Here is a 20887-nt window from a genome sequence, read left to right on the forward strand (position 1 = left end):
TATGAGATGGAAATACTATGCAAAGCTCTGGCTTTGCTATATGAGAATCGGGCTTCTCTGCATGACCCAGTACCCGGCGGACACATTGATCTGGCTGATTTCCATGATTGTCCGGGAGGCCTGCGGGTTCATCGGAATTCTGGCAGTAGCCAGTGTGACGGGAGGCCTTGGCACATGGGGATTTTACGAGATCTGCCTGTTGTTCTCCATGTGTGCGGTAATTGAAGCAATCGGACAGGCATTTTTTGACAATGTCTGGTCTATCGATAAGATGATACGAAGAGGTGAGATGGATGTATTCCTGATCCGTCCGGCGTCACCGTTTGTGCAGATGCTTGGACAAGTCATGCATTTTCAGGCAGTGTTAAGTATGGTAGTCTATGTAGGAATTCTGGCGTGGTCTATTCATGGAATCGGCCTTTCTATGGGAGTCCGGGAGATTGTGCTGCTTGTCGAATATGTGATTTTCGGGACGGTCATCAACTCCGGAATTTACACGATTTTTAACTGTCTGAATTTCTGGATTGTTCAGGGCGATGACATTGCGGTTCTCGTGCAGACCTGCCGGGAATTTGTCAAATATCCGCTTCAGGTATTCCCTGCGGCGATACAGGGATTTTTCACCTACATTCTGCCGCTTGGATTTGTGGCTTACTATCCGGTTCTTGGTCTTCTTGGAAGAACCGATATGCCGGTTATGATTCTTCTGCCGTGTGTGGCGGCACTGGTAGCCGGAATTGCGTCCGTGATCTGGCGGCTGGGCCTGAAGGGATATAACAGTACAGGAACGTAAGGGGGAAGAGGTTTCTATGCAGATCGAAGTGAATCATTTAGTAAAAGAATATAAAAGGAAAAAAGATCCGGGCTCCGTGGGGAAGGCTCTGGCATCCATGTTTCATCCGCAGTACGATGTGTTCCGGGCGGTAGATGATATCAATTTTCAGATCCGGAAAGGTGAGGCAGTGGGTTATGTCGGACCAAACGGGAGCGGGAAGTCTACAACGATTAAAATGCTTTCCGGAGTGCTGACGCCGACAGCCGGAAAGGTGCTTGTCAATGGACTGGAGCCGTCAAAAAATCGGATGAAGGTTAATAAACATGTCGGCGTTGTATTTGGAAACCGTTCCGTGCTCTGGTGGGACGTGCCGGTCATCGAATCTTACCGAGTGTTGCAGCAGCTCTATGAGATTCCGGAAAACCGATTTCGTCAGAATCTGGAGGAGTTCACGGAACTGATGGAAATGGAAGAACTTCTTGGTACACCGGAGCGGCAGCTGTCCCTTGGCCAGAAGATGAAATGTAATATTGCGGCGGCATTTCTTCACGATCCGGAGATCGTTTATCTGGATGAGCCGACCATCGGACTTGACAGTGAGTCCAAATATAAAATCCGGAAATTTATCCGGCGGATGAATGAGGAGCGGAAGACGACTTTTATCGTGACATCTCATGATTTTCAGGACATTGAGTCGCTGTGCCGCAGAATTATCCTCATCAACCATGGGAAACTGGTTGTAGATGATAAAATTGAAAATGTCCGGAAAAATTTTGACCGGAGAAAACAGGTCCGTCTGGAACTGGAAAACAATCCATGGAATCAGAAAACCGTATTCGAGATTCCGGGAGTGGAAATTCTGCACTCACAGGAATCCGAACTTGTGCTGGAATTTGACAGTGAAGAAAATGACAGCATCCGTATTATCAACCTGATAGCGGAGAAAACAAGAATCCTTGATGTGTCCATCAACGGACAGGATATCGAATCCATCATCCGGGATATCGTAAAACAGGATAACAGAAAATAAGAAAAGGGCGTATTGTACGAAGCTTATGCTTTCGCACACGGTACGCCCTTTGACAGTTATTGTTCTGCAGCACAGGACATCTGTTTTTGGGAACCTGCCATTTTCAGCAGGCAGGTAGAAAGAATCAGGACCACCGGGAATATACAGGCGGCCAAAAGGCCTGCTTTCAGGCTGTCGCCGGAACTTTCCGTTACGAATCCGACGATGCCGGGGCCGATAGATCCTCCAAGATCACCAGCCATTGCAAGCAGTGCGAACATTGCTGTTCCGCCAAGAGGAATACGGGAGGACGATATACTGATTGTACCCGGCCACATGATTCCGACAGAGAAGCCGCACAGAATGCAGCCGGCAAGCCCCAAAGCGGGATGCTGCCCCAGTGCCGACATCAGATAGCAGACAAGACAAAGTGCGCCGGAACCGATCATGAATTTGAGCAGATCTATTTTTTCGCCGTATTTTCCGTAGAGGAGACGGCTGAGTCCCATAGTAACGGCAAACAGAGAAGGGCCGGCAATGTCTCCGATGCTTTTGGAAATTCCAAGAGCTGATTCCACATAGGCGGATGCCCACTGAGCCATGGAGATTTCACTTGCTCCAGCACAAACCATCAGGACAATGGAAACCCAGAAGACCGGAATCCTGAAAAGCTTCCGGATTCCTCTGGCTTCCCCTTCTTCTGCAGGATGCCGGATTGGACAAGTAGAAAAGTTGTACACATTGTATAATGGGATCAGAGCCCAGATACATGCAAGAATCCGCCAGTTTTCTATGCCAAAAATGGCAAAAAATGCGGTTGAGAACAGAATAACGCCGACTGCTCCCCAGCAGTAAAAGGAATGAAGCAGGCTCATCACGCTGTCTTTCCTGTCGAAAGGACAGGCTTCCACAATCGGACTGACAAGTACTTCGATCAATCCACTTCCGATTGCATAGATGATGGCACTGAGAAGAATTCCGATGTACGGATCACCAAGAAGCTCCGGCAGAACAGTCAGCCCGATAAGGCCGGAAGCCGAAAGAATCTCAGAAGCCACCACGCTCTTCCGGTAACCGATGCCGTCTACGAATCTGGCGCAGAACAGATCCACAAGCAGCTGTGTAAAGAAAAATGCTGTGGAAATGAATGCAATCTTTCCAAGAGGTATGTTGTAGGTGTTGTGGAAAGTCAGAAACAGCAGAGGAGCAAAGTTTGCACAGATTGCCTGTGTTACAAATCCAAGGTAACACGCGGTGAGAGTTTTTTTATATGGATTTTTCATGATTTCTTCCCCCTGTGATTATTATGATTTGTCTAAGGGTTTCCGCTCCGGGACTGTTGTTTCCTAAAACGAAAGCCAACTGAATTATATCGTACCACATTACGCCTGTCATTGAAATATATCACATATTTGTTGTATAATATCGTAAACGACAGCGCCTTTAAGGAGTGAGAAGCTATGAAGTACGGCAGACAAAGTAACAAAATCATGACCGATGACAGTCTGATGGAGACAGTCCGGCATGGAAACAGCAGTTATCCGTTCCATTATTACTATGAAAATCTGGCTGAGTTTGACTTTAATTGTATCGAGTGGCACTGGCATGTCGAAGTGGAATTTGTTCTGGTTGAAAAAGGCACAGTGAGGTGCGAGATCGGGGAAAAGCAGTTCTCTTTGCTGGAAGGAGACGGACTGTTTGTCAATTCCAGAGTGTTACACCGCTTTTATTCGGAAGGAGAAGCGGTAGTGCCGAATTTTGTATGCCATCCGGTATTTATAGCGCCGCAGGACAGTTTGATCTTTGACAGGTATGTGCTGCCTGTCCTCTCTTCTGCTCTGGATTGTCAGACTTTTGAGGAAAACATATCCTGGCAGTCCGAAGTGCTGACACTTATGAGGGAAACTGTCCGGATTCAGGAGTCGGATTCCGGAAAAGAACTGCTGACGTCGTCGCTGCTTCAGAAGATCTGGTATCTGATGTATGAAAATCTGGAGACGGATCTTGCGGGAAGGAGAATGGATACATCTGTTTCTTCTCAGGCAAGGGTACAGTTGATGATGCAGTATATTCACCAGAATCTGGCGTCAGGTATTTCCCTGAGAGGTATTGCCGATCAGGCACTGGTTAGTAAAAGCACCGCGCTCAATCTTTTTCGCCGGTATCTGCATACAACACCGGTGGACTACCTGAACAGCTGCAGACTGAAAGAAGCGGCAAGGCTGCTTACGTCCACGGAGAAAAATATTAAAACAATCTCGAAAGAGACAGGATTTAATCACGAGGATTATTTTTGCAGAAAGTTTAAGCAGCACTACAAGGTAACCCCCACTGAATATAGAAAAGACAGTTTGAAAAAAATTTCAAGGCAGGATAACCATGTGAAATCCTGTACTGCAACCTCAGGTTGACAATGTTCCGTCTTCGGTTGCTGGAAAAAATGCCGGGTTTCGGTTAACCTGTAGGCAGACAAAATCAGAAAGGCAGGATATACAGGTATGGAATTATCAGAAAAAATTCAGATGCTCCGGAAGAAGGAGGGGCTTTCGCAGGAAGTATTTGCGGAGAAGATGGGGGTCAGCCGCCAGGCAGTATCAAAATGGGAGCTTGGAGTTTCCCATAGTTAAAGATACCACACCAAATATGATGAACCCACGCTTATACACTACCAGCTATAATAAACCGCAAGGACAGCAATTTGATGATACTGCTGTCCTTTCTTTTATAAAATTGCAGTACACATAAAAAAGCTGTAAAATGATAAATATATTTGTCCTTGTAACAATTCTCGGACATTTGCCTGTTATACTATCTGCAAAAAGCAAAGGAAGTGAGAATATGGAGCAGATTTTAATTGTCGAGGACGACAGTTTTTTGAATAAGATGTTAGACTATAACCTGACCGCAGACGGCTACGGCGTGACTTCTGCCCTAAATGCCAGAACCGCAGCCGAAGCCATCCGCCAGCGGGAATTTGATTTAGTGCTGCTGGACATCAACCTGCCGGACGGGAACGGTTTTGAACTGTGCAAGCTGATAAAGCCCCAGCACCCGGACACCATCGTAATATTCCTGACCGCCAACGATCAGGAGAGCGACCAGATACGGGGCTATGAGGTGGGCGCGGTGGACTACATCACAAAGCCCTTTGTGATCGGGGCCTTGCAGCGAAAAATCAAAGCCATGTTCGCCATGCTGGAACACCACAAACCGGCCAAGGACATTTACGACGACGGGCGGTTGTTTCTGGACTTCTCGGAGCAGACGGCTTCCTTAAACGGCAAGCCCCTGACTCTATCCCCGATGGAGTACAAAATGCTGAACCTGTTTCGTAAAAATCCCCGGCAAGTGCTGACCCGTGGGCAGCTTTTGGAAAAGCTGTGGGATATAGACGAGCGGTTTGTGGACGAACACACCCTGACAACCTCCATCAGCCGTATTCGCAGCAAGATTGAAGCCGACGGCGGCGCACCCTACATCAAGACCGTTTACGGCATGGGGTATCAATGGACGGGAGGCGAGGTAAAATGAAGTTTCAAAACCTCTCGGTAAAGCGGCTGTTTGGCCGGGTGGCAATGGAGCTTGTCCTCTCCATGTCCGGGATCACCATAGCCCTGTTTCTTGTGACAAAACAGATTGCGGTGCTGCTGACAGGCGGGACGCTGCTGCTGTGCGCCCTTGTGGGGATTTTTGTACTGACGCAGGCGTTTGGAAAGCGGCTGTCGCAGTTTACCGCTGACCTGTGCCAGACCTTAGACCACATGATCGCCGGGAATGAAGCGCCCCAGCGGCCAGAGGACAGCGAAACCCAGCTTGCCAGAATCGGGCACCGGCTGGCAAGGCTTTACCAGATCATGCAGGAGAACCGCCGCCGGGTGGACGAGGAACGGCAGGAGTTACAGACCCTTGTATCGGATATTTCCCATCAAGTGAAAACGCCGGTAAGCAATCTGAAAATGGCGACGGACACCCTGCTGGAAAAGCCCATGACCGAGGCGGAGCGCACCGACTTTATCCGGGGAATCCGCAGCCAGACGGATAAGCTGGACTTTCTCTTTCAGGCCCTTGTGAAAACCTCCCGGCTGGAAACGGGCGTGATCCAGTTGAACAAGAAACCGGGCCGCCTCTTTGATACTGTGGCGCAGGCCATGAGTGGGATCGTGTATGCAGCGGAGAAAAAGGAAATTGCCGTGTCCGTGGACTGCCCGGAGGATTTGACCGTTTCCCATGACAGCAAGTGGACATCCGAAGCCCTCTTTAACCTGCTGGACAATGCGGTGAAGTACACCCCGGCAGGCGGGAAAATCGCTGTGTTGGTGGTGCTGTGGGAAATGTATGTGGAGATCAAAGTGACCGACACCGGCAAGGGCATTTCTGAAAGCAATCAGGCCGCCATCTTCCGGCGCTTCTATCGTGAGGAAGAAGTACACGAACAGCAGGGCGTGGGCATTGGCCTATATCTGGCTCGCGAGATCGTAACGCGACAGGGCGGTTATATCAAAGTGGTTTCGGAGCCGGGCAAGGGTTCGGAATTTTCCATTATGCTGCCTACAAAATAGAACGCGGCGGACGGCCATTTCCGGCTGCCGCCGTAAATTTTTTTGAAATGTCCGAGCGTTGTAACATTTCACCCTGATTTTCAATGAAATTTTTTGGCCGCTGTAACATTTCGCGGACATTTGGGTTTTACAATACCCTTATCAACAGGCAGAAAGCCTTGAAAGGAGTTTTGAGTATGAGCGTTTTACAGACGATTGATCTGAAAAAGTATTACGGCACAGAGCCGAACATCACCCGCGCCCTTGACGGCGTGAACTTCTCTGTAAATGACGGCGAGTTTGTGGCCGTTGTGGGAACCTCCGGCAGCGGCAAATCCACCCTGCTTCACATGATGGGCGGGCTGGACACCCCTACTTCCGGCAATGTGATTGTCCGGGACAAAGAACTGTCGAAAATGAACGACGAACAGCTTACCATCTTCCGCCGCCGCAACATCGGTTTTATCTTCCAGAACTATAACCTTGTTCCCATCCTGAATGTGTATGAGAACATCGTCCTGCCGGTGGAGCTGGACGGGGACACGGTGGATCAGAAGTTTTTGGACGAGATCGTTCATCTGCTGGGGCTGGAAGATAAACTGAAAAATATGCCGAACAATCTTTCCGGCGGACAGCAGCAGCGTGTGGCTATCGCCCGCGCCTTGATTACCAAACCGGCTATTGTGCTGGCCGACGAGCCGACCGGCAACCTTGACAGCAAGACCAGCGCCGAGGTGCTGGGGCTTATCAAGCGCACCAGTGCAGAGTTCCGGCAAACGGTTGTGATGATTACCCACAATGACGACATAGCCCGCCTTGCAGATCGGATTGTCCGCATTGAGGACGGTAAGATCGTGGAGTAAGGAGGTGGCAGGCTATGACATGGCCTTTTGAAAATGATACCAGCGCCATTACAAAGAAGCTGGCAAATAAAAGTTTGAAAAGTGAGAAGCGCCGGAATCTGATGGTGGTGATCGCCGTTGCGCTGGCGGCATTTCTGATCTGCTTTACGGGAATTGTATCTACCTCCCTGACACAAATGCAGCGCAATCAGGTTGTCGATACTTATGAGGCGGTCTGGATGGGCGTAGAGGAAAACGACATTGAAACCCTAAAAGGAGTTCCAGAGTTTGAGCGCGTAGGCGGCTACTATATGCTGGGTGAGGAACTTTCAGAACAGGGCTATCATGCGTCCTATGTGTATTGTGACGCGCAAATGATGGAGATTGCCAAGGCGCAGATGGAGTTGTTAGAGGGTCGGGTTCCTGAAAAAGCAAATGAAGTTGTCGTAAGCGAATACTTTCTTTCCACCTATGGAAACAATGCTAAGATTGGGGACACTGTGACCTTAGATACCGAGAGTTTTCATGGTGATTATGTCGTTACCGGCATTATGGACAGCGTAAATGAAAAAGAAGCGAATACCTGCGCTATCATTCTTTCCAACGCTGCCCTGACAGAATGGGATGGGTTTGACCCGGCTGGGTATCGTGCCTATGCCCATTTCAAAAGCAGCGACCAGTTGGGCGAAGAACTGATGACCTCTTATTGCAGGGAGATTGCAGAGGAATATCAGCTTCCTATGCCCAAAATGAACAGCAAGTATTTTGCCTATGCTTCTAAATCCTTTGATTTTGCACTGATGGCTGGCGTGATTGCCATTGTTCTGATCGGCGGCTATATTGTGATCCAGAGTATCTTCCGTATCTCCATCAATGACAAAATCAAGAGCTACGGGCAGCTTCGGACGATTGGTGCAACGCCAAAGCAAATCAAGCGGATTGTAAAGCGAGAGGGACGCAAACTCGGCAGTATCGGAATTTTGATTGGTACAGTGCTGGGCGTATGCACTGGTTTTCTCCTGTTTTCCAAGGGATTTAACGCTGTTTCCTATGTGGCAACGGTTATTTTGACACTTATAAGCAGTTGGATCATTGTATCTGTTTCCATCCGTAAGCCGGTGAAAATTGCGGCAGGGATTTCCCCCATTGAAGCCGTCCGTTTTACCCCGGCGCAAAAGGACATCCGCAGCCGCAAAAAGAATATCAAGCTCAATCCTATTTCAATGGGAATTGCGAATTTTAAGCGTGACCGAAAAAAGACCGTTGCTATTGTAGCTTCATTGAGTTTGGGCGGAATTATCCTGCTTGTGGTATCCTCCATTGTTTTGCTGCGCTCACCAGAGGCACTTGCAAGACAGTTTTTCCCAGACGGCGACTATAAAATTTATTTGGATTCTGAAATGACAGAAGAAAAGGTTATGGCAGCGGGAAATCCATTGAGTGAGGAATTAGAGCAGGAAATCTTATCTATTGATGGCGTTACAGATATAATTCCAAGCAGGCAATCTCTCCATGCAACTTATAAAACAGAGATTCATCAAGCTGGTGGTATGTGCGATATGCTGACCGACCAGAATTATGCGGCAGTTGAAGCGGCTCTGACAGAGGGAACCATGCCAACAGATTCCCGTAGTATTGTAATTGACTATAATGTGCTAAAGCAGAATGAGGATATGGGTGTTGGTTCAACGGTTGAGATTTCTTTGGGAGAAGAACAGCCATCCGTTTCTGTTACCATATCGGGGTTATATGCTCCTGCAAAGGTATATTCAGGACATGGCAGGATGCACTTAGATGGGGCAACTCTTTTTGCACCAGAAGCATTGTTCCACGAATTGCACCCGGAAATCACCTCTTTTGACTATTCATGGAGCATTGTAAATGACCCTAAAAAAACGGACTATGTGGGAGCTGAATTGAAAAATATTGTTGCCAGCCATAGTAATATTGCCTTAGATGAAATCAATACAGTGATTGGATATGAAGAAATGACAAATTCTTTTGCGTTTGGCAGTATGGAGATACTTTCATGGTTGGTATTTCTCTTTGGCGTTATCAACCTTATCAATACGACACTCTCTAACCAGATAGCCCGAAAGCAGGAAAACAGTATTCTGCGTTCTATCGGCCTAACACAAAAACAGCTATGTGAAATGAACATCTGTGAGGGGCTGTGCTATGCGCTCTTTGCAACATTGGCGACGCTGATCGTTGGGCTTCCGGCTTCCATCTTTGCTTGCAGAAAAATGAGTATAGGAGCTTTTGCCGGAAATGTAGTGCCTTACAAATTCCCGGTTTTGGAAATGGGACTGTTCATTCTGGTATTGTTCGGAATGGAACTGATCTTGTCTGTATGGACAATCCGCAGACAGAAAAAGCAATCCCTGATCGAACAAATGCGGGCGATGGAATAACCGTATGGGATCGGCGGGGCGGCGTGTGCTGCCCCGCTTTTTTCGCCATTTCTCAAAAAATTTTTGAAATGTCCGAGCTTTGTAACAATTCAGCCTGTTTTTTTGTCGAAATCAAAGGCACCTCGGACATTTATAGTTCTTCCAAAAGTTTGATGATAATATTACCATTCATGGAAGAAGCAATCTGTTATTGCAATAATGCGAAATTGACGATAGAAAGCTTTTCATATCTCGGTCAGTTCCACAATTACATTACTCTGCTGATACAGCCAGTCCGTAAATTCTTTCGGGCTGGCTGTTCCTGTTTTTACAGTCTTTTTTCTCTGTAAGGCTTCTTTCTTAAAGTCAGAAAAGGCAGCCTGTATTTTTTCCAGACGGTCAGCCGGAAAGCCTGCGGTATTTTTTACCCGGTTTATTTTGTTGCGCCAGTTCTGGCATTCATTTTTATAAAGCAGGTCATAGTTATTTTCTCTTGCCCTCTCGTCAAATTCCCGCTTGTTTTGAAGCGCCTGTGCTTTTCGGCACTTATCGCTGCACAGCTCATACCGCTGGCTCTTTGCCAGAAAATATTTTCCACAGACCTTGCACTGCCGGAAGCAAAGCCCCCAGTCATTCAGCCTGTTCAGATAATAGGTAATCAACGGGTAGAGGGACGCATAGGCAGACACACATTCTTCTGTGCGCCGGTTGTCCGGGAACCAGAGGTCAAGCCGGGTATCTTCTGACGGCGCGCCTTTGAAATAAAGGCTGCCAGCTTGAAAATGTTTCGGTTTTCCTGTCTCTCTGTCAAAGCTCATGGTTTCGTTATAGAATACCCCGGTCAGGCTGCTCATTTTATCCATGAAGCGGTCACAGGCAGCTTTACGGTCGCGGGGTTCTCTGGCAAGCAGATAGCTGTTCCAGATACGGAACGCCACATACATTTTCAGAGGGTCGTTGCTAAGATATTTCCCCCAGAGAAATTCGCTTGCCGCCTGCTCCAGCTCCGGCTGTTTCCATCGGTTGGAATGGAGGGCTTGCCGCAGCGGAGAAAGCCCGTATAAGTTCCAATCTCTGTCCGTGTCACACTCAAAGTTTATCAAAAAAGTTCCCAGCGGGCGTGTCATATCACAAAGCACCTCTGCGTTTTGGCTCCCGTCCAGACGGAAGCGGATCTGCTGTTCTTCCCCAATCAAAATCCGCTCTTTCATTTTCTTCCTGTCCAATGTCAGGACAAACAAAATCCTCTCAAAACATGGCTCATGCCGTATAAACTGATTCTCCATCCCTATCCCCTGCCTTTGTTTATGGTAATTATATAATTTGGTTATATCCGTTACACTTATGGTATCGCGGAAGCATTGTTTTGTCAAGGATAGTCCGCTATGATGATTGCAGTTGGTAATTTCGTGCCACACAGTACCTTGACAAGTGAATGACCGTCCAAAAGGGATATGACCGGCAGGAGAAGTGACGCATCCGGCGCACCAATGCAGGGAAACACCGCAGGAATGGGGCAGGAAAACGGTTTTTGGGGAGAACGGCAGCAGGAAGCATTTTAACCTATTTGATTTATGGGAGGAACAGAATGAACGATAAAAAGAGATTGAACAGCTACGAGGATTTACCACTGGTTCTGGATGTGGCGGACATCCAGCGGATTATGGGAATTTCAAGAGCGAGCGCCTATGAGCTGGTACACACCCCCGGCTTTCCGGCGTTCCGCAGGGGCAGGCTTATCAAGGTCAGCAAGATCGCTTTCTTTGAATGGATGGCAAAAGGCTCCGAAACCGTACCGGGAAGCGACAAATAAGCGTGAAGTATTATCCCCTGACTGCAATACTGCCGCCCTTTCCAAAGGGGCATACAGAGGGAAAAATCCTTGAAAATGATACCGAAACGCTACACAAAAACCCCCTATCTGCGTACATCAGATAGAAACGGAGAAAGGAGCCGGTTATGGCAAGAATGAGCAACAAGCGGCGGCTGGAATGGTCTTTCTTCTTAAATGACCGCAGCCGTATCACTTACAACGAACTATGCCGGAAATGCCAGCACAAATGTAAACAGAGCTTCCGGGCGGTTGTGGTTGACTGCCCGAAGTATCTTTCCAAGCGTTCCAAGAAAAAGGACAGGACTGCCGGAAACGGCAAAATCCCTTAGGAACTAAGGGCGCACTTCTATACATAGTCTAAAGACCATGTATCGTGCGTCCTGCGGAGCTTACCTCTGCCGCTGATAAAATCAGCAATCCGAGGTCTGCGTTCGCTTCGCTCCGACAAGGTGGCTACACCCCCTTGCGCCGCTAAAGCGGCTATCCCCTGTGTACCCGCCGAAAAGAGAAATCCGCTCTGCGGTTTTCCCTTTCCATCGGGTTTTATAGAAGCACTGACACACGGACTGTCTGCGGATGGTCTTTCTTTATCTTATCAGCAAAGGATGTGAGAACATGGAAAAATCTTTGGAACAGTTAAAGCAGGAATATAAAAAAACCACTGTCCTGCTGGAACGGGAAAAACGGAAAATGCAGCGTTTGAAAAACCGGCAGGCGTATCTGGAAAGCGGTTCCCGGAAACAGAGGACGCACCGGCTGATTACCCGTGGGGCAGCCATTGAGAGCATTGCGCCACAGACAAAGGAGCTGACCGAAACGGAATTTTATTCCCTCATGGAAAGCATTTTGAATCTGCCGCAGGCGGAGCATTTCATCCGGTCTGCCGTAGAAAACCACGCTCGTATTTCCGGGCAGGAGAGAGGCGGTGACTAAGGATAGCACTTTATCATTTTTCAATCGCACAGATCAAGCGCAGCGCCGGTCAGAGCGCCATTGCCAGCGCAGCCTACCGAGCCGGGGAGCGTCTTTACAGCAGCTACTATGGAGAAGTCAGCGATTACACCAAAAAGGGCGGCGTGATCGCTTCGGAAATCATGCTGCCGCCCCATGCGCCGGAAATATATCTTGACCGGGCGACTCTCTGGAATGCTGTGGAGAGCTGCGAGAAACATCCAAAAGCACAGCTTGCCTATTCCTTTGATATTGCCATGCAGAATGAATTGACGCTGGAAGAAAACATGGAACTGGCGAGGAAGTTTGTGCAGGAGCAGTTTGTGGCAAAAGGCATGATTGCCGATCTTGCTTTTCACAGCCCGGAGAAAGAGGACGGCGGCATCCCTAACCCGCATTTCCATGTGATGACAACCATGCGCCCTTTGAACCCGGATGGCACATGGGGACAAAAACAGCGGCGGGAATATCTTCTTGATGAAGATGGAAACCGAATCCGGGATAAAAACGGCGATTATATGTTTAACGCTGTCCATACAACAGACTGGCATGAACCGGAAACGCTGGAACACTGGCGGGAGCAGTGGGCGGCTGCCGTTAATACAAAATTTGAGGAAAAAGGGCTGGATGTGCGTATCGACCACCGTTCCTATGTGCGGCAGGGACTTGACCTGATACCTACTGTCCACGAGGGAGCTAATGTCCGGCAGATGGAAGTAAAGGGCATTCGCACCGAGAAAGGGGAACTGAACCGCTGGATTAAAGCTACCAACCGGCTCATGCAGGATGTGAGGAAGAAGATCAAAGCCCTGTTTGTCTGGATGGCAGAGGTAAAAGAAGAACTTTCCAAACCGCAGACACCGAACCTTGCCGACCTGCTGATCGCTTATTACAACCAGCGCAACGCAGGGGCATGGAGCAATAAAGCCAGAACTGGAAACTTAAAGCAGTTTGCCGAAGCCGTTAATTATCTGACGGAAAATAAGCTGCTCACATTAGAGGATTTGCAGGAGCGTCTTTCCTCTGTCAACGAAGAATTTGAAGCGTTAAGCGGCTCCATGAAAAAGAAATCTGCCCGGATAAAGGAATTGCAGGAATTGATACGGGAGGGCGAGAATTACCAGCGGCTAAAACCTGTTCATACGGAATTGAACAATATCAAGTTTAAGAAACAGAGGGAGAAATTTGAAACATCCCACGATGCGGAGTTACGGCTGTTTTATGCCGCCCGCCGTATTTTGAAAGAAAAACTGGACGGAAAACCCATTGCCCTGAAAGCATGGAAACAGGAATACGCACAGTTAAAAACAGAGTATGCCGAACTGTCTCCGCAGCACAAGCCACTCCGGGAGGAAGTCATACGGCTACGGCAGGTGCAGAACGCCGTAGATACCGCACTGCGCCGGAGGGAGCAGCCACAGGCAGTACAGAGAAAGAAACATGAGATGGAGCTATGATATAACCGGCAGCTTTACCGCTACCAGTATTTTTATGGAGGGAGCATTTGAATGTATTTGAAGCGGTGAAACAGTCTGTTACCACCCGGCAGGCTGCTTCATTCTATGGAATCCGGGTGGGGAGAAACGGCATGGTCTGCTGTCCATTCCACAATGACCGCACGCCCAGCATGAAAGTGGACAGCCGCTTTTACTGCTTCGGCTGCGGGGCTTCCGGGGATGTGATCGACTTTGCCGCTTTGCTGCATGGATTGGGGAAACGGGAAGCTGCGGTCAGGCTTGCGGAGGACTTCGGCGTTTCCTATGAGAAATCCGGCAATGCGCCGCCAGATAGGAAGCGTCACAACAGGTCACAGCCCCGACAAAAATCAGCGGAGCAGAGATTTCAGGAAACGGAACGGTATTGTTTCCGGGTGCTATGCGATTATCTGCGCCTGCTGGAGCATTGGAAAACAGCACACGCCCCACAGCCGCAGGATGCCATCTGGCATCCTCTTTTTGTGGAAGCGTTGCAGAGGATAAGCTACACAGAATACCTTTTGGATATTTTGTTATACGGAGAAATAGAAGAAAAAGCGGCATTGATCGCCGCACAGGGAAAGGAGGTGTTGCGGCTTGAACAGCGAATTTCAGAGCTTGCCGCCGGAAACGCAGGAAGCGGTCAAAAGGACGATGGACACAATGGAACCGGCGCAGACACCGGCAGAAATCCGGGAAACATTAGAGGGGACGCAGAAAGGCGGCGTGAAGAACAGCATCCGAAACTGCCTGACGGTGTTCCAGCGTGACCCTCTGTTTCGCGGGGCGCTGCGCCTGAACCTTTTGACGGAGCAGATTGACATTGTGAAGCCGCTGGGCTGGGAGCGCACCAGTACCACGCTGACCGACATGGACATGAACTACCTGCTTTTGTATCTGGAAGAAAATTACGGGCTTACCAGCGAGAAAAAGGTGCAGAGCGCCATCAAGATTGTTGCCAATGAAAACCGCTACCATCCAGTCAGGGATTACCTGAACAGCCTGCAATGGGACGGCACAGAGCGCATCCGTTACGCCCTGCATCACTTTCTGGGAGCCGATACGGACGAATACACCTATGAAGCCTTGAAACTGTTCCTGATGGGAGCCATCCGGCGGGTATTCAGACCGGGGAGCAAGTTTGAGGTCATGCTCTGTCTGGTTGGTGGTCAGGGAGCCGGGAAATCTACCTTTTTCCGGCTGCTGGCAGGCAGGGACGAATGGTTTTCAGACGATTTGAAAAAGCTGGACGATGAAAATGTGTACCGCAAGCTGCAAGGGCATTGGATTATCGAGATGTCGGAGATGATTGCCACAGCCAACGCCAAGAGTATTGAGGAAATCAAGTCATTCTTAAGCCGCCAGAAAGAAACCTACAAAGTGCCGTATGAGACACATCCGGCAGACCGGCTGCGGCAATGTGTATTTGGAGGGACGACCAACCGGCAGGACTTTTTGCCCCGTGATCGCACCGGCAACCGGCGCTTTCTCCCCGTGACGGTGTACCCGGAACGGGCGGAGGTTCACATACTGGACGATGAAGCGGCGGCGAGGGCGTATATCGAACAGATGTGGGCGGAAGCCATGACGGTTTATCGCAGTGGGAAGTATAAGCTGTCATTCAGCATGGAAATGAACCGATACCTGAACGCCCACCAGCAGGACTTTATGCAGGAAGACACACAGGCCGGCATGATCTACGCCTATTTGGAGGACTACACCGGCGACAGGGTATGTTCCAAGCAGCTTTATGAGGAAGCGCTGGGGAACTTAAATTCCCCGGCAGACTGGGAGACACGGGCAATCTGCGAGATTATGAATACCGGCATTGCGGGCGGCATCATACAGGGCTGGGCAGCCTACAAAAGCCCGAAGCGGTATAAGAAATACGGTTCTCAAAAAGGCTGGGAGCGTGTCAACCAAGCTCCGCCGGAGGGGGACGGTTTTCAGGAAATCACGGAAGAAGAAGCCCGGCAAATGGAACTTCCATTCTGAAAAGCCACCGGTTGACAGTTTGGTTGACGCTTTGGTTGACAGCCGGTTGACGGGGAAAAGCCTGATATTTGGGGCATTTCTCTCCTTTGTCAACCATGTCAACCAAGAAATCAAAGAAAAAGTAAAAAGTAAAAAGTAATAATAGAGCGCCTATGGATTGTTTTCAAAGTCTTTTCTGCCGGTTGACACGGTTTGGTTGACACGGAGACAGTCTGCGGCTGTACACCTGTCTGACATTCCCTTGTCGGGCATATTTCATTTATGGAGGTAACTGCCTATGGCAAAAAGCAAAAACGAGAGCAATAACAAAAACAGCGGCACCCTGCTTACCGAAAAAGACGGCACCCAGTATTTTGTCATGGGGAAAGTCCGTATCAAGGTATCGGAGCATTTCGCACAGGATGGGAAGCCGCTTGACAGCCTGCTGGAAGATGTGATCCAGCACGCTGCCGCCGCTTCCTGAAAAAATACGGAATAACGACTGTCAATCAGCCCACGCTTATGATATACTTGTACCAGCGAGTATTGTATAAGCGTGGGTTGTTTCTTTTAGAAGGAGGATTTTTAACCGTGAAACAACCATACAATACAACGATTTATAACACTGCACTATATTTGAGATTGAGCCGTGACGATGAATTACAGGGGGAAAGCGGCAGTATCCAGACCCAGCGCATGATGCTTAGACAGTATGCCGCAGAGCATGGGCTGACCGTTGTAGACGAGTACATTGACGACGGATGGAGTGGGACAAATTTCGAGCGTCCAAGTTTCCAAAGGATGATTGATGACATCGAAGACGGGAAAATCAACTGCGTTGTCACAAAGGACTTATCCCGTCTGGGAAGAAACTATATCCTGACCGGTCAGTACACGGAAATCTATTTCCCCAGCAAGGGAGTACGCTACATTGCCATCAATGACAATGTGGACACCATCAACGGAGAAAGCGAGCTTGCACCGTTCTTAAACATCCTGAATGAAATGCACGCCCGACAGACCAGCAAAAAGGTCAAGGCTGCCATGCACACAAGATTTGCCAATGGCGCACACTATGGAGCCTATGCACCGCTGGGCTATGTAAAAGACCCGGACAAAAAAGGTCATCTTCTGATCGACCCGGAAACACGCTGGATTGTAGAGAAGATTTTTGACCTTGCTGTACACGGGCGTGGAGCCGCCAGCATTACACGGATTCTGGTGGAGGAAAAAGTACCTACCCCCGGCTGGCTGAACTATGAAAGATACGGGACTTTCGCCAATATCTACGCCGGTGCGCCCGCAGAAAAAGCCTATGCGTGGACGATAGCACAGGTCAAGAGCATTTTGAAAGAGGAAACCTACATCGGTCACAGCATTCACAACAAGCAGAGCAACATTTCATTCAAGAACAAGAAAAAGGTGCGGAAGCCGCAGGAAGAATGGTATCGTGTGGAAAATACCCACGAAGCCATCATTTCTGAAGAAGTGTTCCAAAAAGTTCAGGAGCTGATTGCAAGCAGACGCAGGAAACGCAGAAACGGTACGACACAGATTTTCGCAGGATTGATAAAATGTGCAGACTGCGGATGGTCTTTAGCCTATGGGGAAAACAAGCAGAATAAGAACCCATACGGGTACTACCATTGCAGCAAGAACGGGCAGGGATTACGCCAGTGTTCCATGCACTATATCCGCTATGATGTACTGTATGCCTATGTGCTTGCAAGACTGCAATACTGGTCTATGCTGGCACAGAAAGACGAGGACAAGCTGCTGAAACGCCTGCTCAATGCCAGCGACAGGGAAAGAAACTCTGCGAAGAAAAAGCAGGCTGCGGAGCTGAAAAAGGCAGAGAAGCGTAAAGCCGAGGTTGACGGGCTGTTTGCTAAAATGTATGAGGACTGGTCTGCCGGACGCATAACCGAGTATAACTTCAATATGCTGTCCGAGAAGTACCAGAACGAGCAAAAGGAGCTTGAAACAAAAATAAGACAGCTTCACGAAACGATGGAAGCCGCCGTACAGACCGCAGCGGATGCTGAAAAGTGGATTGCCCTGATGAAACAGTATGTCAACCCTGTGGAGCTGACCGCCGAACTTCTGAACACTCTAATTGAAAAAATAACCGTCCACGAAGCTGTCAAGGGCGAGGACGGAAGCCGTGAGCAGGAAGTAGAAATCTACTACCGCTTCATCGGCAAAATCGACTGACCTTTCTTTTTTACCCAACAATATCTTTAATTAAGGGAGACGGGAGTATCCAAGCCGGACGTGGATAAGATCGTTATGATGAGCAGTCTGTTTCAGGTGACTACAGATTATCTTCTGAAGGACAAGCAAGAAGAACAGACGGAGAAAGTGGTGTATTACAGAGAGGTCAGGCCGTGGCATTTCGAAAAGAAGAGCAGACACACACTGTTTGGACTTCCTATCTATCATATCTGTTTTCAGGGAATGAGAGAGAGCGGAGGGCGCTTTCGGATGAAGATGGCTCCGGCAAAAGGAATTCTGGCAGTCGGGGTGCGGGCTACAGGAGTTGTCAGCATCGGAGTATTCGCAAGAGGCCTGGTCGCGATCGGAGCAGCGGCGATGGGAATGATTTCCATAGGAGCGGCGAGTCTTGGCATTCTGGCTCTTGGAGCATTTGCCGCAGGAATCATTGCGGGAGGCAATCTCAGTGTGGGAATCGTTGCGTTCGGCAATCTTGCGGTGGGGATGTACGCCATCGGAAACTGTGCTGTCGCGAATAAGATCGCTCTTGGTAATTATGCCCATGGGCATATTGCCATAGGTAATACAGTCAGTGGAATGAAAGAAATTCTGCTGAAGGACGCGAACTTTACAGATATGGATCCGGAAGCGGTACGTAGCATGATTCTGCAGGAATTTCCAAAGACATGGCCGATGATACAAAAACTGTTTACGATGTGGTAAAAATGCGTGCCGCCGGGGAGTGAGATTCTCCCTGTGCGGCACGCGCTGTTTAATTGGATTCGGAAGAAGCCGTCTCCGGCTTGCGACGGCTTTTCTGACTGCCATCGGTTATTTCTCCTTCGCACGATGCCGGCTGGCCGGAAGTTCGGCACCCTCCAGCGTGAGCAGACTGATTTTTTTATCAATGCCTCCGGCATAACCGGTCAGGCTGCCGTTCGTTCCGAGGACACGGTGGCATGGTACAATGATAGAAACCGGATTGTGTCCCACGGCACCGCCAACAGCCTGGGCGGACATATGATCCAGACCTCTTTTTCGGGCAATCTGACGTGCGATGTCTCCATAAGTAGTCGTTTTCCCGTAAGGGATTGTGCAGAGAATTTTCCAGACCTCTTTTTGGAATTCTGTTCCCATAAGGTGCAGAGAGACAGGGAAATCCGGATTTTTTCCTGTGAAATAAAGATCGAGCCAGCGCTTTGCATTAGATAAAAGCGGAGTTTCACGGTCTAAACACTTGGCATTCAGAGAAAGAGCAAAATATTTCTGCCCTTCAAACCATAGACCGGTCAGGCCGGTATTGTCTGCTGCAAGAAGAATCCTGCCGAGCGGAGACTGGTAATGGCTGGTGTACTGCATAAGCTTTCTCCTTTTATTCCGTTATGAGTTACTGCTCACCCCGAGCCGCCGGAAGCTGCATCTTACATGCAAACATGACGCTGCTTTTTCCAGCATCCCGGCACTGTGTGAACAGTAATTATTTTAGCACAATTTAGAAAAATTTTACATTGTGCCGGTTGATAATTGTGTCATATATGCTAGAATCAAAGAATATATGTAAGAATGGAAAGGAATGTGATCAATGTATCTCAATTATTACCTGCAGCAAATAAGATATATTTTATATATGGCACCGGTACTGCTGATTGCGATTACTGCCCATGAGTTTGCACATGGCTGGATGTCGGAACGCCTGGGAGATCCGACACCGAGAGCCGACGGGCGTATGAGCCTGAATCCGCTCAGGCATCTGGATCCGGTCGGAACACTGTGTCTGATCTTCTTCCATATGGGCTGGGCAAAGCCTGTAAGGATTAACACAAGATATTACAAAAACAGGCGACAGGGGATTATTTTAGTATCCCTTGCCGGACCGGTGATGAATTTTATTCTGGCGTTTTTGTCGGTTCTGTTAAGCGGCCTGATTATTCGTTTCGGAGACGCAAATTCGGAACTGATGCAGGTGTTATATCTTCTCTGCTATTATTCTGCGGTGATGAATACCGGACTTGGAGTCTTCAACCTGATTCCGTTTCCGCCGCTTGACGGATCCAATGTACTGGAACAGCTGGTGCCGAGAGTCGGGTACTTTTATCAGAGAATCCGGCCGTACCGTTCCCTGATTCTATTGATCCTCCTTGTGAGCGGTGTCTTAAGCCGTCCGCTTATGAATGCGAACAGTACGATTCTGGGAGGAATGTGGGAGATTGTGCAGAGAATCCTGGGATTTGGCGTGCAGATACAGTCATCGGGCGGAGGTACGATTCTTTAAAAATGTGAAGAAGAAAGCGAAAGCCAGAGAGGGAAATCCTGCTCTGGCTTTTTACAATGGACAAGTTTATTCTGCTGCCTCTTTTTCCTCTTCCGGATCGTATTTTTTAAAGATGCGGTTGAATAAAATGCAGCACATGTAGGCAGTCACGGAAAAACCGCAGATCATGCTGATGGCGATAACAAGGCCAAAAGTGGTCGTAGAAGCAGTAAGTAAAAATCCGATCAGTGCAAAGTAAGCGAACATGATGAGAGTATATGGAAGATGGCCGATACTCATCAAAAACGCATTTCGGACAGCCTGCTTTGTCGTACAGATGTAATGCGAGATAATCGGGAATACATACAAAAACGCTGCTGCAAATACAAGGATAATCATCAAAAGCAGCAGCTGAATCACCCGGAACATGGTGCCACCAACTGAGGCTGCAATTATATAATCATAACGGAAAAACAGAAATACAGCAACGCTGAGGAGCCACACGTATGTGTCAAGTAATCGTTGGCACTTTTTCTTCTTTTTTTGATATCAGTTTATTTCTTTTATTTTCAGACAATTCAGTTCGGACTTTATCTGATCATTTTATGTTTCTTTTTAACAGAATGCTCTT

At 48.6% G+C, this 20887-nt stretch carries 21 protein-coding genes and 1 pseudogene; 18 read left to right on the forward strand and 4 right to left on the reverse strand.

Annotated features, from left to right (window positions below):
- Window position 1 precedes the first annotated feature (1 nt).
- Both Selli1_RS09270 and Selli1_RS09275 read left to right on the forward strand, forming a co-directional pair.
- Complete coding sequence (locus tag Selli1_RS09270) at window positions 2–793, forward strand: ABC transporter permease (protein WP_281872832.1); 792 nt, start codon at window positions 2–4, stop codon at window positions 791–793.
- Between the two features lie 16 nt (window positions 794–809).
- A complete protein-coding gene (locus tag Selli1_RS09275) occupies window positions 810–1805 on the forward strand; it encodes an ABC transporter ATP-binding protein (protein WP_281872834.1) in 996 nt (331 codons plus the stop codon).
- 56 nt (window positions 1806–1861) lie between these two features.
- Here Selli1_RS09275 and Selli1_RS09280 read toward each other — a convergent pair whose 3' ends face one another.
- Window positions 1862–3067 (reverse strand): MFS transporter, encoded by a 1206-nt coding sequence (locus tag Selli1_RS09280; protein ID WP_204863626.1) that lies wholly within the window; start codon window positions 3065–3067, stop codon window positions 1862–1864.
- 177 nt (window positions 3068–3244) lie between these two features.
- Between Selli1_RS09280 and Selli1_RS09285 the strand changes: the two genes are divergently transcribed.
- The 6 genes and pseudogenes from Selli1_RS09285 (at window position 3245) to Selli1_RS09310 (ending at window position 9578) form a co-directional block, all read left to right on the forward strand.
- Entirely contained in the window at window positions 3245–4195 is a 951-nt protein-coding gene (locus Selli1_RS09285) for an AraC family transcriptional regulator (protein WP_281872837.1), read from the forward strand.
- Between the two features lie 87 nt (window positions 4196–4282).
- Window positions 4283–4390, forward strand: a pseudogene (locus Selli1_RS09290) (helix-turn-helix transcriptional regulator); the annotation flags it as partial.
- Window positions 4391–4622: 232 nt separating this feature from the next.
- Window positions 4623–5315, forward strand: coding sequence for a response regulator transcription factor (locus Selli1_RS09295; protein WP_015533258.1), 693 nt, complete (start codon window positions 4623–4625; stop codon window positions 5313–5315).
- Window positions 5312–6343, forward strand: a complete 1032-nt coding sequence (locus tag Selli1_RS09300; RefSeq protein ID WP_249398030.1) for a sensor histidine kinase — start codon at window positions 5312–5314, stop codon at window positions 6341–6343. The genes Selli1_RS09295 and Selli1_RS09300 overlap by 4 nt, the downstream gene beginning before the upstream one ends.
- Window positions 6344–6519: 176 nt before the next feature.
- Window positions 6520–7185 carry an ABC transporter ATP-binding protein gene (locus tag Selli1_RS09305; RefSeq protein WP_156072237.1) on the forward strand — a complete coding sequence of 222 codons (666 nt, stop codon included), beginning with the start codon at window positions 6520–6522 and terminating at the stop codon, window positions 7183–7185.
- A 14-nt stretch (window positions 7186–7199) separates the two neighbouring features.
- Entirely contained in the window at window positions 7200–9578 is a 2379-nt protein-coding gene (locus tag Selli1_RS09310) for an ABC transporter permease (RefSeq protein WP_281872842.1), read from the forward strand.
- A gap of 224 nt (window positions 9579–9802) precedes the next feature.
- Here the strand turns inward: Selli1_RS09310 and Selli1_RS09315 are convergent, their stop codons facing one another.
- Window positions 9803–10843: a DUF6076 domain-containing protein gene (locus Selli1_RS09315; RefSeq protein WP_009244703.1), complete on the reverse strand. Its 1041-nt coding sequence runs from the start codon at window positions 10841–10843 to the stop codon at window positions 9803–9805.
- 302 nt (window positions 10844–11145) lie between these two features.
- Between Selli1_RS09315 and Selli1_RS09320 the strand changes: the two genes are divergently transcribed.
- The 9 genes from Selli1_RS09320 to Selli1_RS09360 all read left to right on the forward strand — a co-directional run bounded on the left by Selli1_RS09320 (window position 11146) and on the right by Selli1_RS09360 (window position 18728).
- The gene (locus Selli1_RS09320) at window positions 11146–11370 is read left to right on the forward strand and encodes a helix-turn-helix domain-containing protein (RefSeq protein WP_005362423.1); all 225 of its coding nucleotides are present in this window, start codon (window positions 11146–11148) and stop codon (window positions 11368–11370) included.
- A gap of 146 nt (window positions 11371–11516) precedes the next feature.
- Entirely contained in the window at window positions 11517–11720 is a 204-nt protein-coding gene (locus Selli1_RS09325; RefSeq protein ID WP_009244702.1) for a hypothetical protein, read from the forward strand.
- Window positions 11721–12006: 286 nt separating this feature from the next.
- Entirely contained in the window at window positions 12007–12324 is a 318-nt protein-coding gene (locus Selli1_RS09330) for a DUF3847 domain-containing protein (protein ID WP_009244701.1), read from the forward strand.
- Between the two features lie 2 nt (window positions 12325–12326).
- Entirely contained in the window at window positions 12327–13799 is a 1473-nt protein-coding gene (gene mobQ, locus Selli1_RS09335; protein WP_173700045.1) for a MobQ family relaxase, read from the forward strand.
- Window positions 13800–13846: 47 nt separating this feature from the next.
- Window positions 13847–14587: a CHC2 zinc finger domain-containing protein gene (locus tag Selli1_RS09340; protein WP_014079457.1), complete on the forward strand. Its 741-nt coding sequence runs from the start codon at window positions 13847–13849 to the stop codon at window positions 14585–14587.
- Window positions 14472–15812, forward strand: coding sequence for a virulence-associated E family protein (locus Selli1_RS09345; RefSeq protein WP_118536010.1), 1341 nt, complete (start codon window positions 14472–14474; stop codon window positions 15810–15812). Before Selli1_RS09340 ends, Selli1_RS09345 begins: the two co-directional genes overlap by 116 nt.
- A gap of 277 nt (window positions 15813–16089) precedes the next feature.
- Entirely contained in the window at window positions 16090–16275 is a 186-nt protein-coding gene (locus Selli1_RS09350) for a hypothetical protein (RefSeq protein ID WP_004849804.1), read from the forward strand.
- A 107-nt stretch (window positions 16276–16382) separates the two neighbouring features.
- Window positions 16383–18005, forward strand: coding sequence for a recombinase family protein (locus Selli1_RS09355; RefSeq protein ID WP_008791695.1), 1623 nt, complete (start codon window positions 16383–16385; stop codon window positions 18003–18005).
- Window positions 18006–18065: 60 nt separating this feature from the next.
- Window positions 18066–18728, forward strand: a complete 663-nt coding sequence (locus Selli1_RS09360; protein ID WP_281872878.1) for a transcriptional regulator — start codon at window positions 18066–18068, stop codon at window positions 18726–18728.
- A gap of 108 nt (window positions 18729–18836) precedes the next feature.
- On the opposite strand, the gene Selli1_RS09365 is transcribed toward Selli1_RS09360, so the two are convergent.
- The gene (locus Selli1_RS09365) at window positions 18837–19364 is read right to left on the reverse strand and encodes a methylated-DNA--[protein]-cysteine S-methyltransferase (protein ID WP_204863628.1); all 528 of its coding nucleotides are present in this window, start codon (window positions 19362–19364) and stop codon (window positions 18837–18839) included.
- Window positions 19365–19632: 268 nt separating this feature from the next.
- Between Selli1_RS09365 and Selli1_RS09370 the strand changes: the two genes are divergently transcribed.
- The gene (locus tag Selli1_RS09370; RefSeq protein WP_243128577.1) at window positions 19633–20277 is read left to right on the forward strand and encodes a site-2 protease family protein; all 645 of its coding nucleotides are present in this window, start codon (window positions 19633–19635) and stop codon (window positions 20275–20277) included.
- 66 nt (window positions 20278–20343) lie between these two features.
- On the opposite strand, the gene Selli1_RS09375 is transcribed toward Selli1_RS09370, so the two are convergent.
- Window positions 20344–20685, reverse strand: coding sequence for a YesL family protein (locus Selli1_RS09375; protein WP_281872881.1), 342 nt, complete (start codon window positions 20683–20685; stop codon window positions 20344–20346).
- Window positions 20686–20887: the final 202 nt, after the last annotated feature.

Source organism: Sellimonas catena (genome assembly GCF_027924685.1).
Taxonomy (GTDB): domain Bacteria; phylum Bacillota; class Clostridia; order Lachnospirales; family Lachnospiraceae; genus Sellimonas; species Sellimonas catena.

Bases quoted from the DNA above. Each gene is read 5' to 3' on its own strand.
- Selli1_RS09270 (WP_281872832.1), top strand. From the start codon at position 2: ATGAGATGGAAATACTATGCAAAGCTCTGGCTTTGCTATATGAGAATC.
- Selli1_RS09275 (WP_281872834.1), top strand. From the start codon at position 810: ATGCAGATCGAAGTGAATCATTTAGTAAAAGAATATAAAAGGAAAAAA.
- Selli1_RS09280 (WP_204863626.1), bottom strand. From the start codon at position 3,067: ATGAAAAATCCATATAAAAAAACTCTCACCGCGTGTTACCTTGGATTT.
- Selli1_RS09285 (WP_281872837.1), top strand. From the start codon at position 3,245: ATGAAGTACGGCAGACAAAGTAACAAAATCATGACCGATGACAGTCTG.
- Selli1_RS09295 (WP_015533258.1), top strand. From the start codon at position 4,623: ATGGAGCAGATTTTAATTGTCGAGGACGACAGTTTTTTGAATAAGATG.
- Selli1_RS09300 (WP_249398030.1), top strand. From the start codon at position 5,312: ATGAAGTTTCAAAACCTCTCGGTAAAGCGGCTGTTTGGCCGGGTGGCA.
- Selli1_RS09305 (WP_156072237.1), top strand. From the start codon at position 6,520: ATGAGCGTTTTACAGACGATTGATCTGAAAAAGTATTACGGCACAGAG.
- Selli1_RS09310 (WP_281872842.1), top strand. From the start codon at position 7,200: ATGACATGGCCTTTTGAAAATGATACCAGCGCCATTACAAAGAAGCTG.
- Selli1_RS09315 (WP_009244703.1), bottom strand. From the start codon at position 10,843: ATGGAGAATCAGTTTATACGGCATGAGCCATGTTTTGAGAGGATTTTG.
- Selli1_RS09320 (WP_005362423.1), top strand. From the start codon at position 11,146: ATGAACGATAAAAAGAGATTGAACAGCTACGAGGATTTACCACTGGTT.
- Selli1_RS09325 (WP_009244702.1), top strand. From the start codon at position 11,517: ATGGCAAGAATGAGCAACAAGCGGCGGCTGGAATGGTCTTTCTTCTTA.
- Selli1_RS09330 (WP_009244701.1), top strand. From the start codon at position 12,007: ATGGAAAAATCTTTGGAACAGTTAAAGCAGGAATATAAAAAAACCACT.
- Selli1_RS09345 (WP_118536010.1), top strand. From the start codon at position 14,472: ATGGACACAATGGAACCGGCGCAGACACCGGCAGAAATCCGGGAAACA.
- Selli1_RS09350 (WP_004849804.1), top strand. From the start codon at position 16,090: ATGGCAAAAAGCAAAAACGAGAGCAATAACAAAAACAGCGGCACCCTG.
- Selli1_RS09365 (WP_204863628.1), bottom strand. From the start codon at position 19,364: ATGCAGTACACCAGCCATTACCAGTCTCCGCTCGGCAGGATTCTTCTT.
- Selli1_RS09370 (WP_243128577.1), top strand. From the start codon at position 19,633: ATGGCACCGGTACTGCTGATTGCGATTACTGCCCATGAGTTTGCACAT.
- Selli1_RS09375 (WP_281872881.1), bottom strand. From the start codon at position 20,685: ATGTTCCGGGTGATTCAGCTGCTGCTTTTGATGATTATCCTTGTATTT.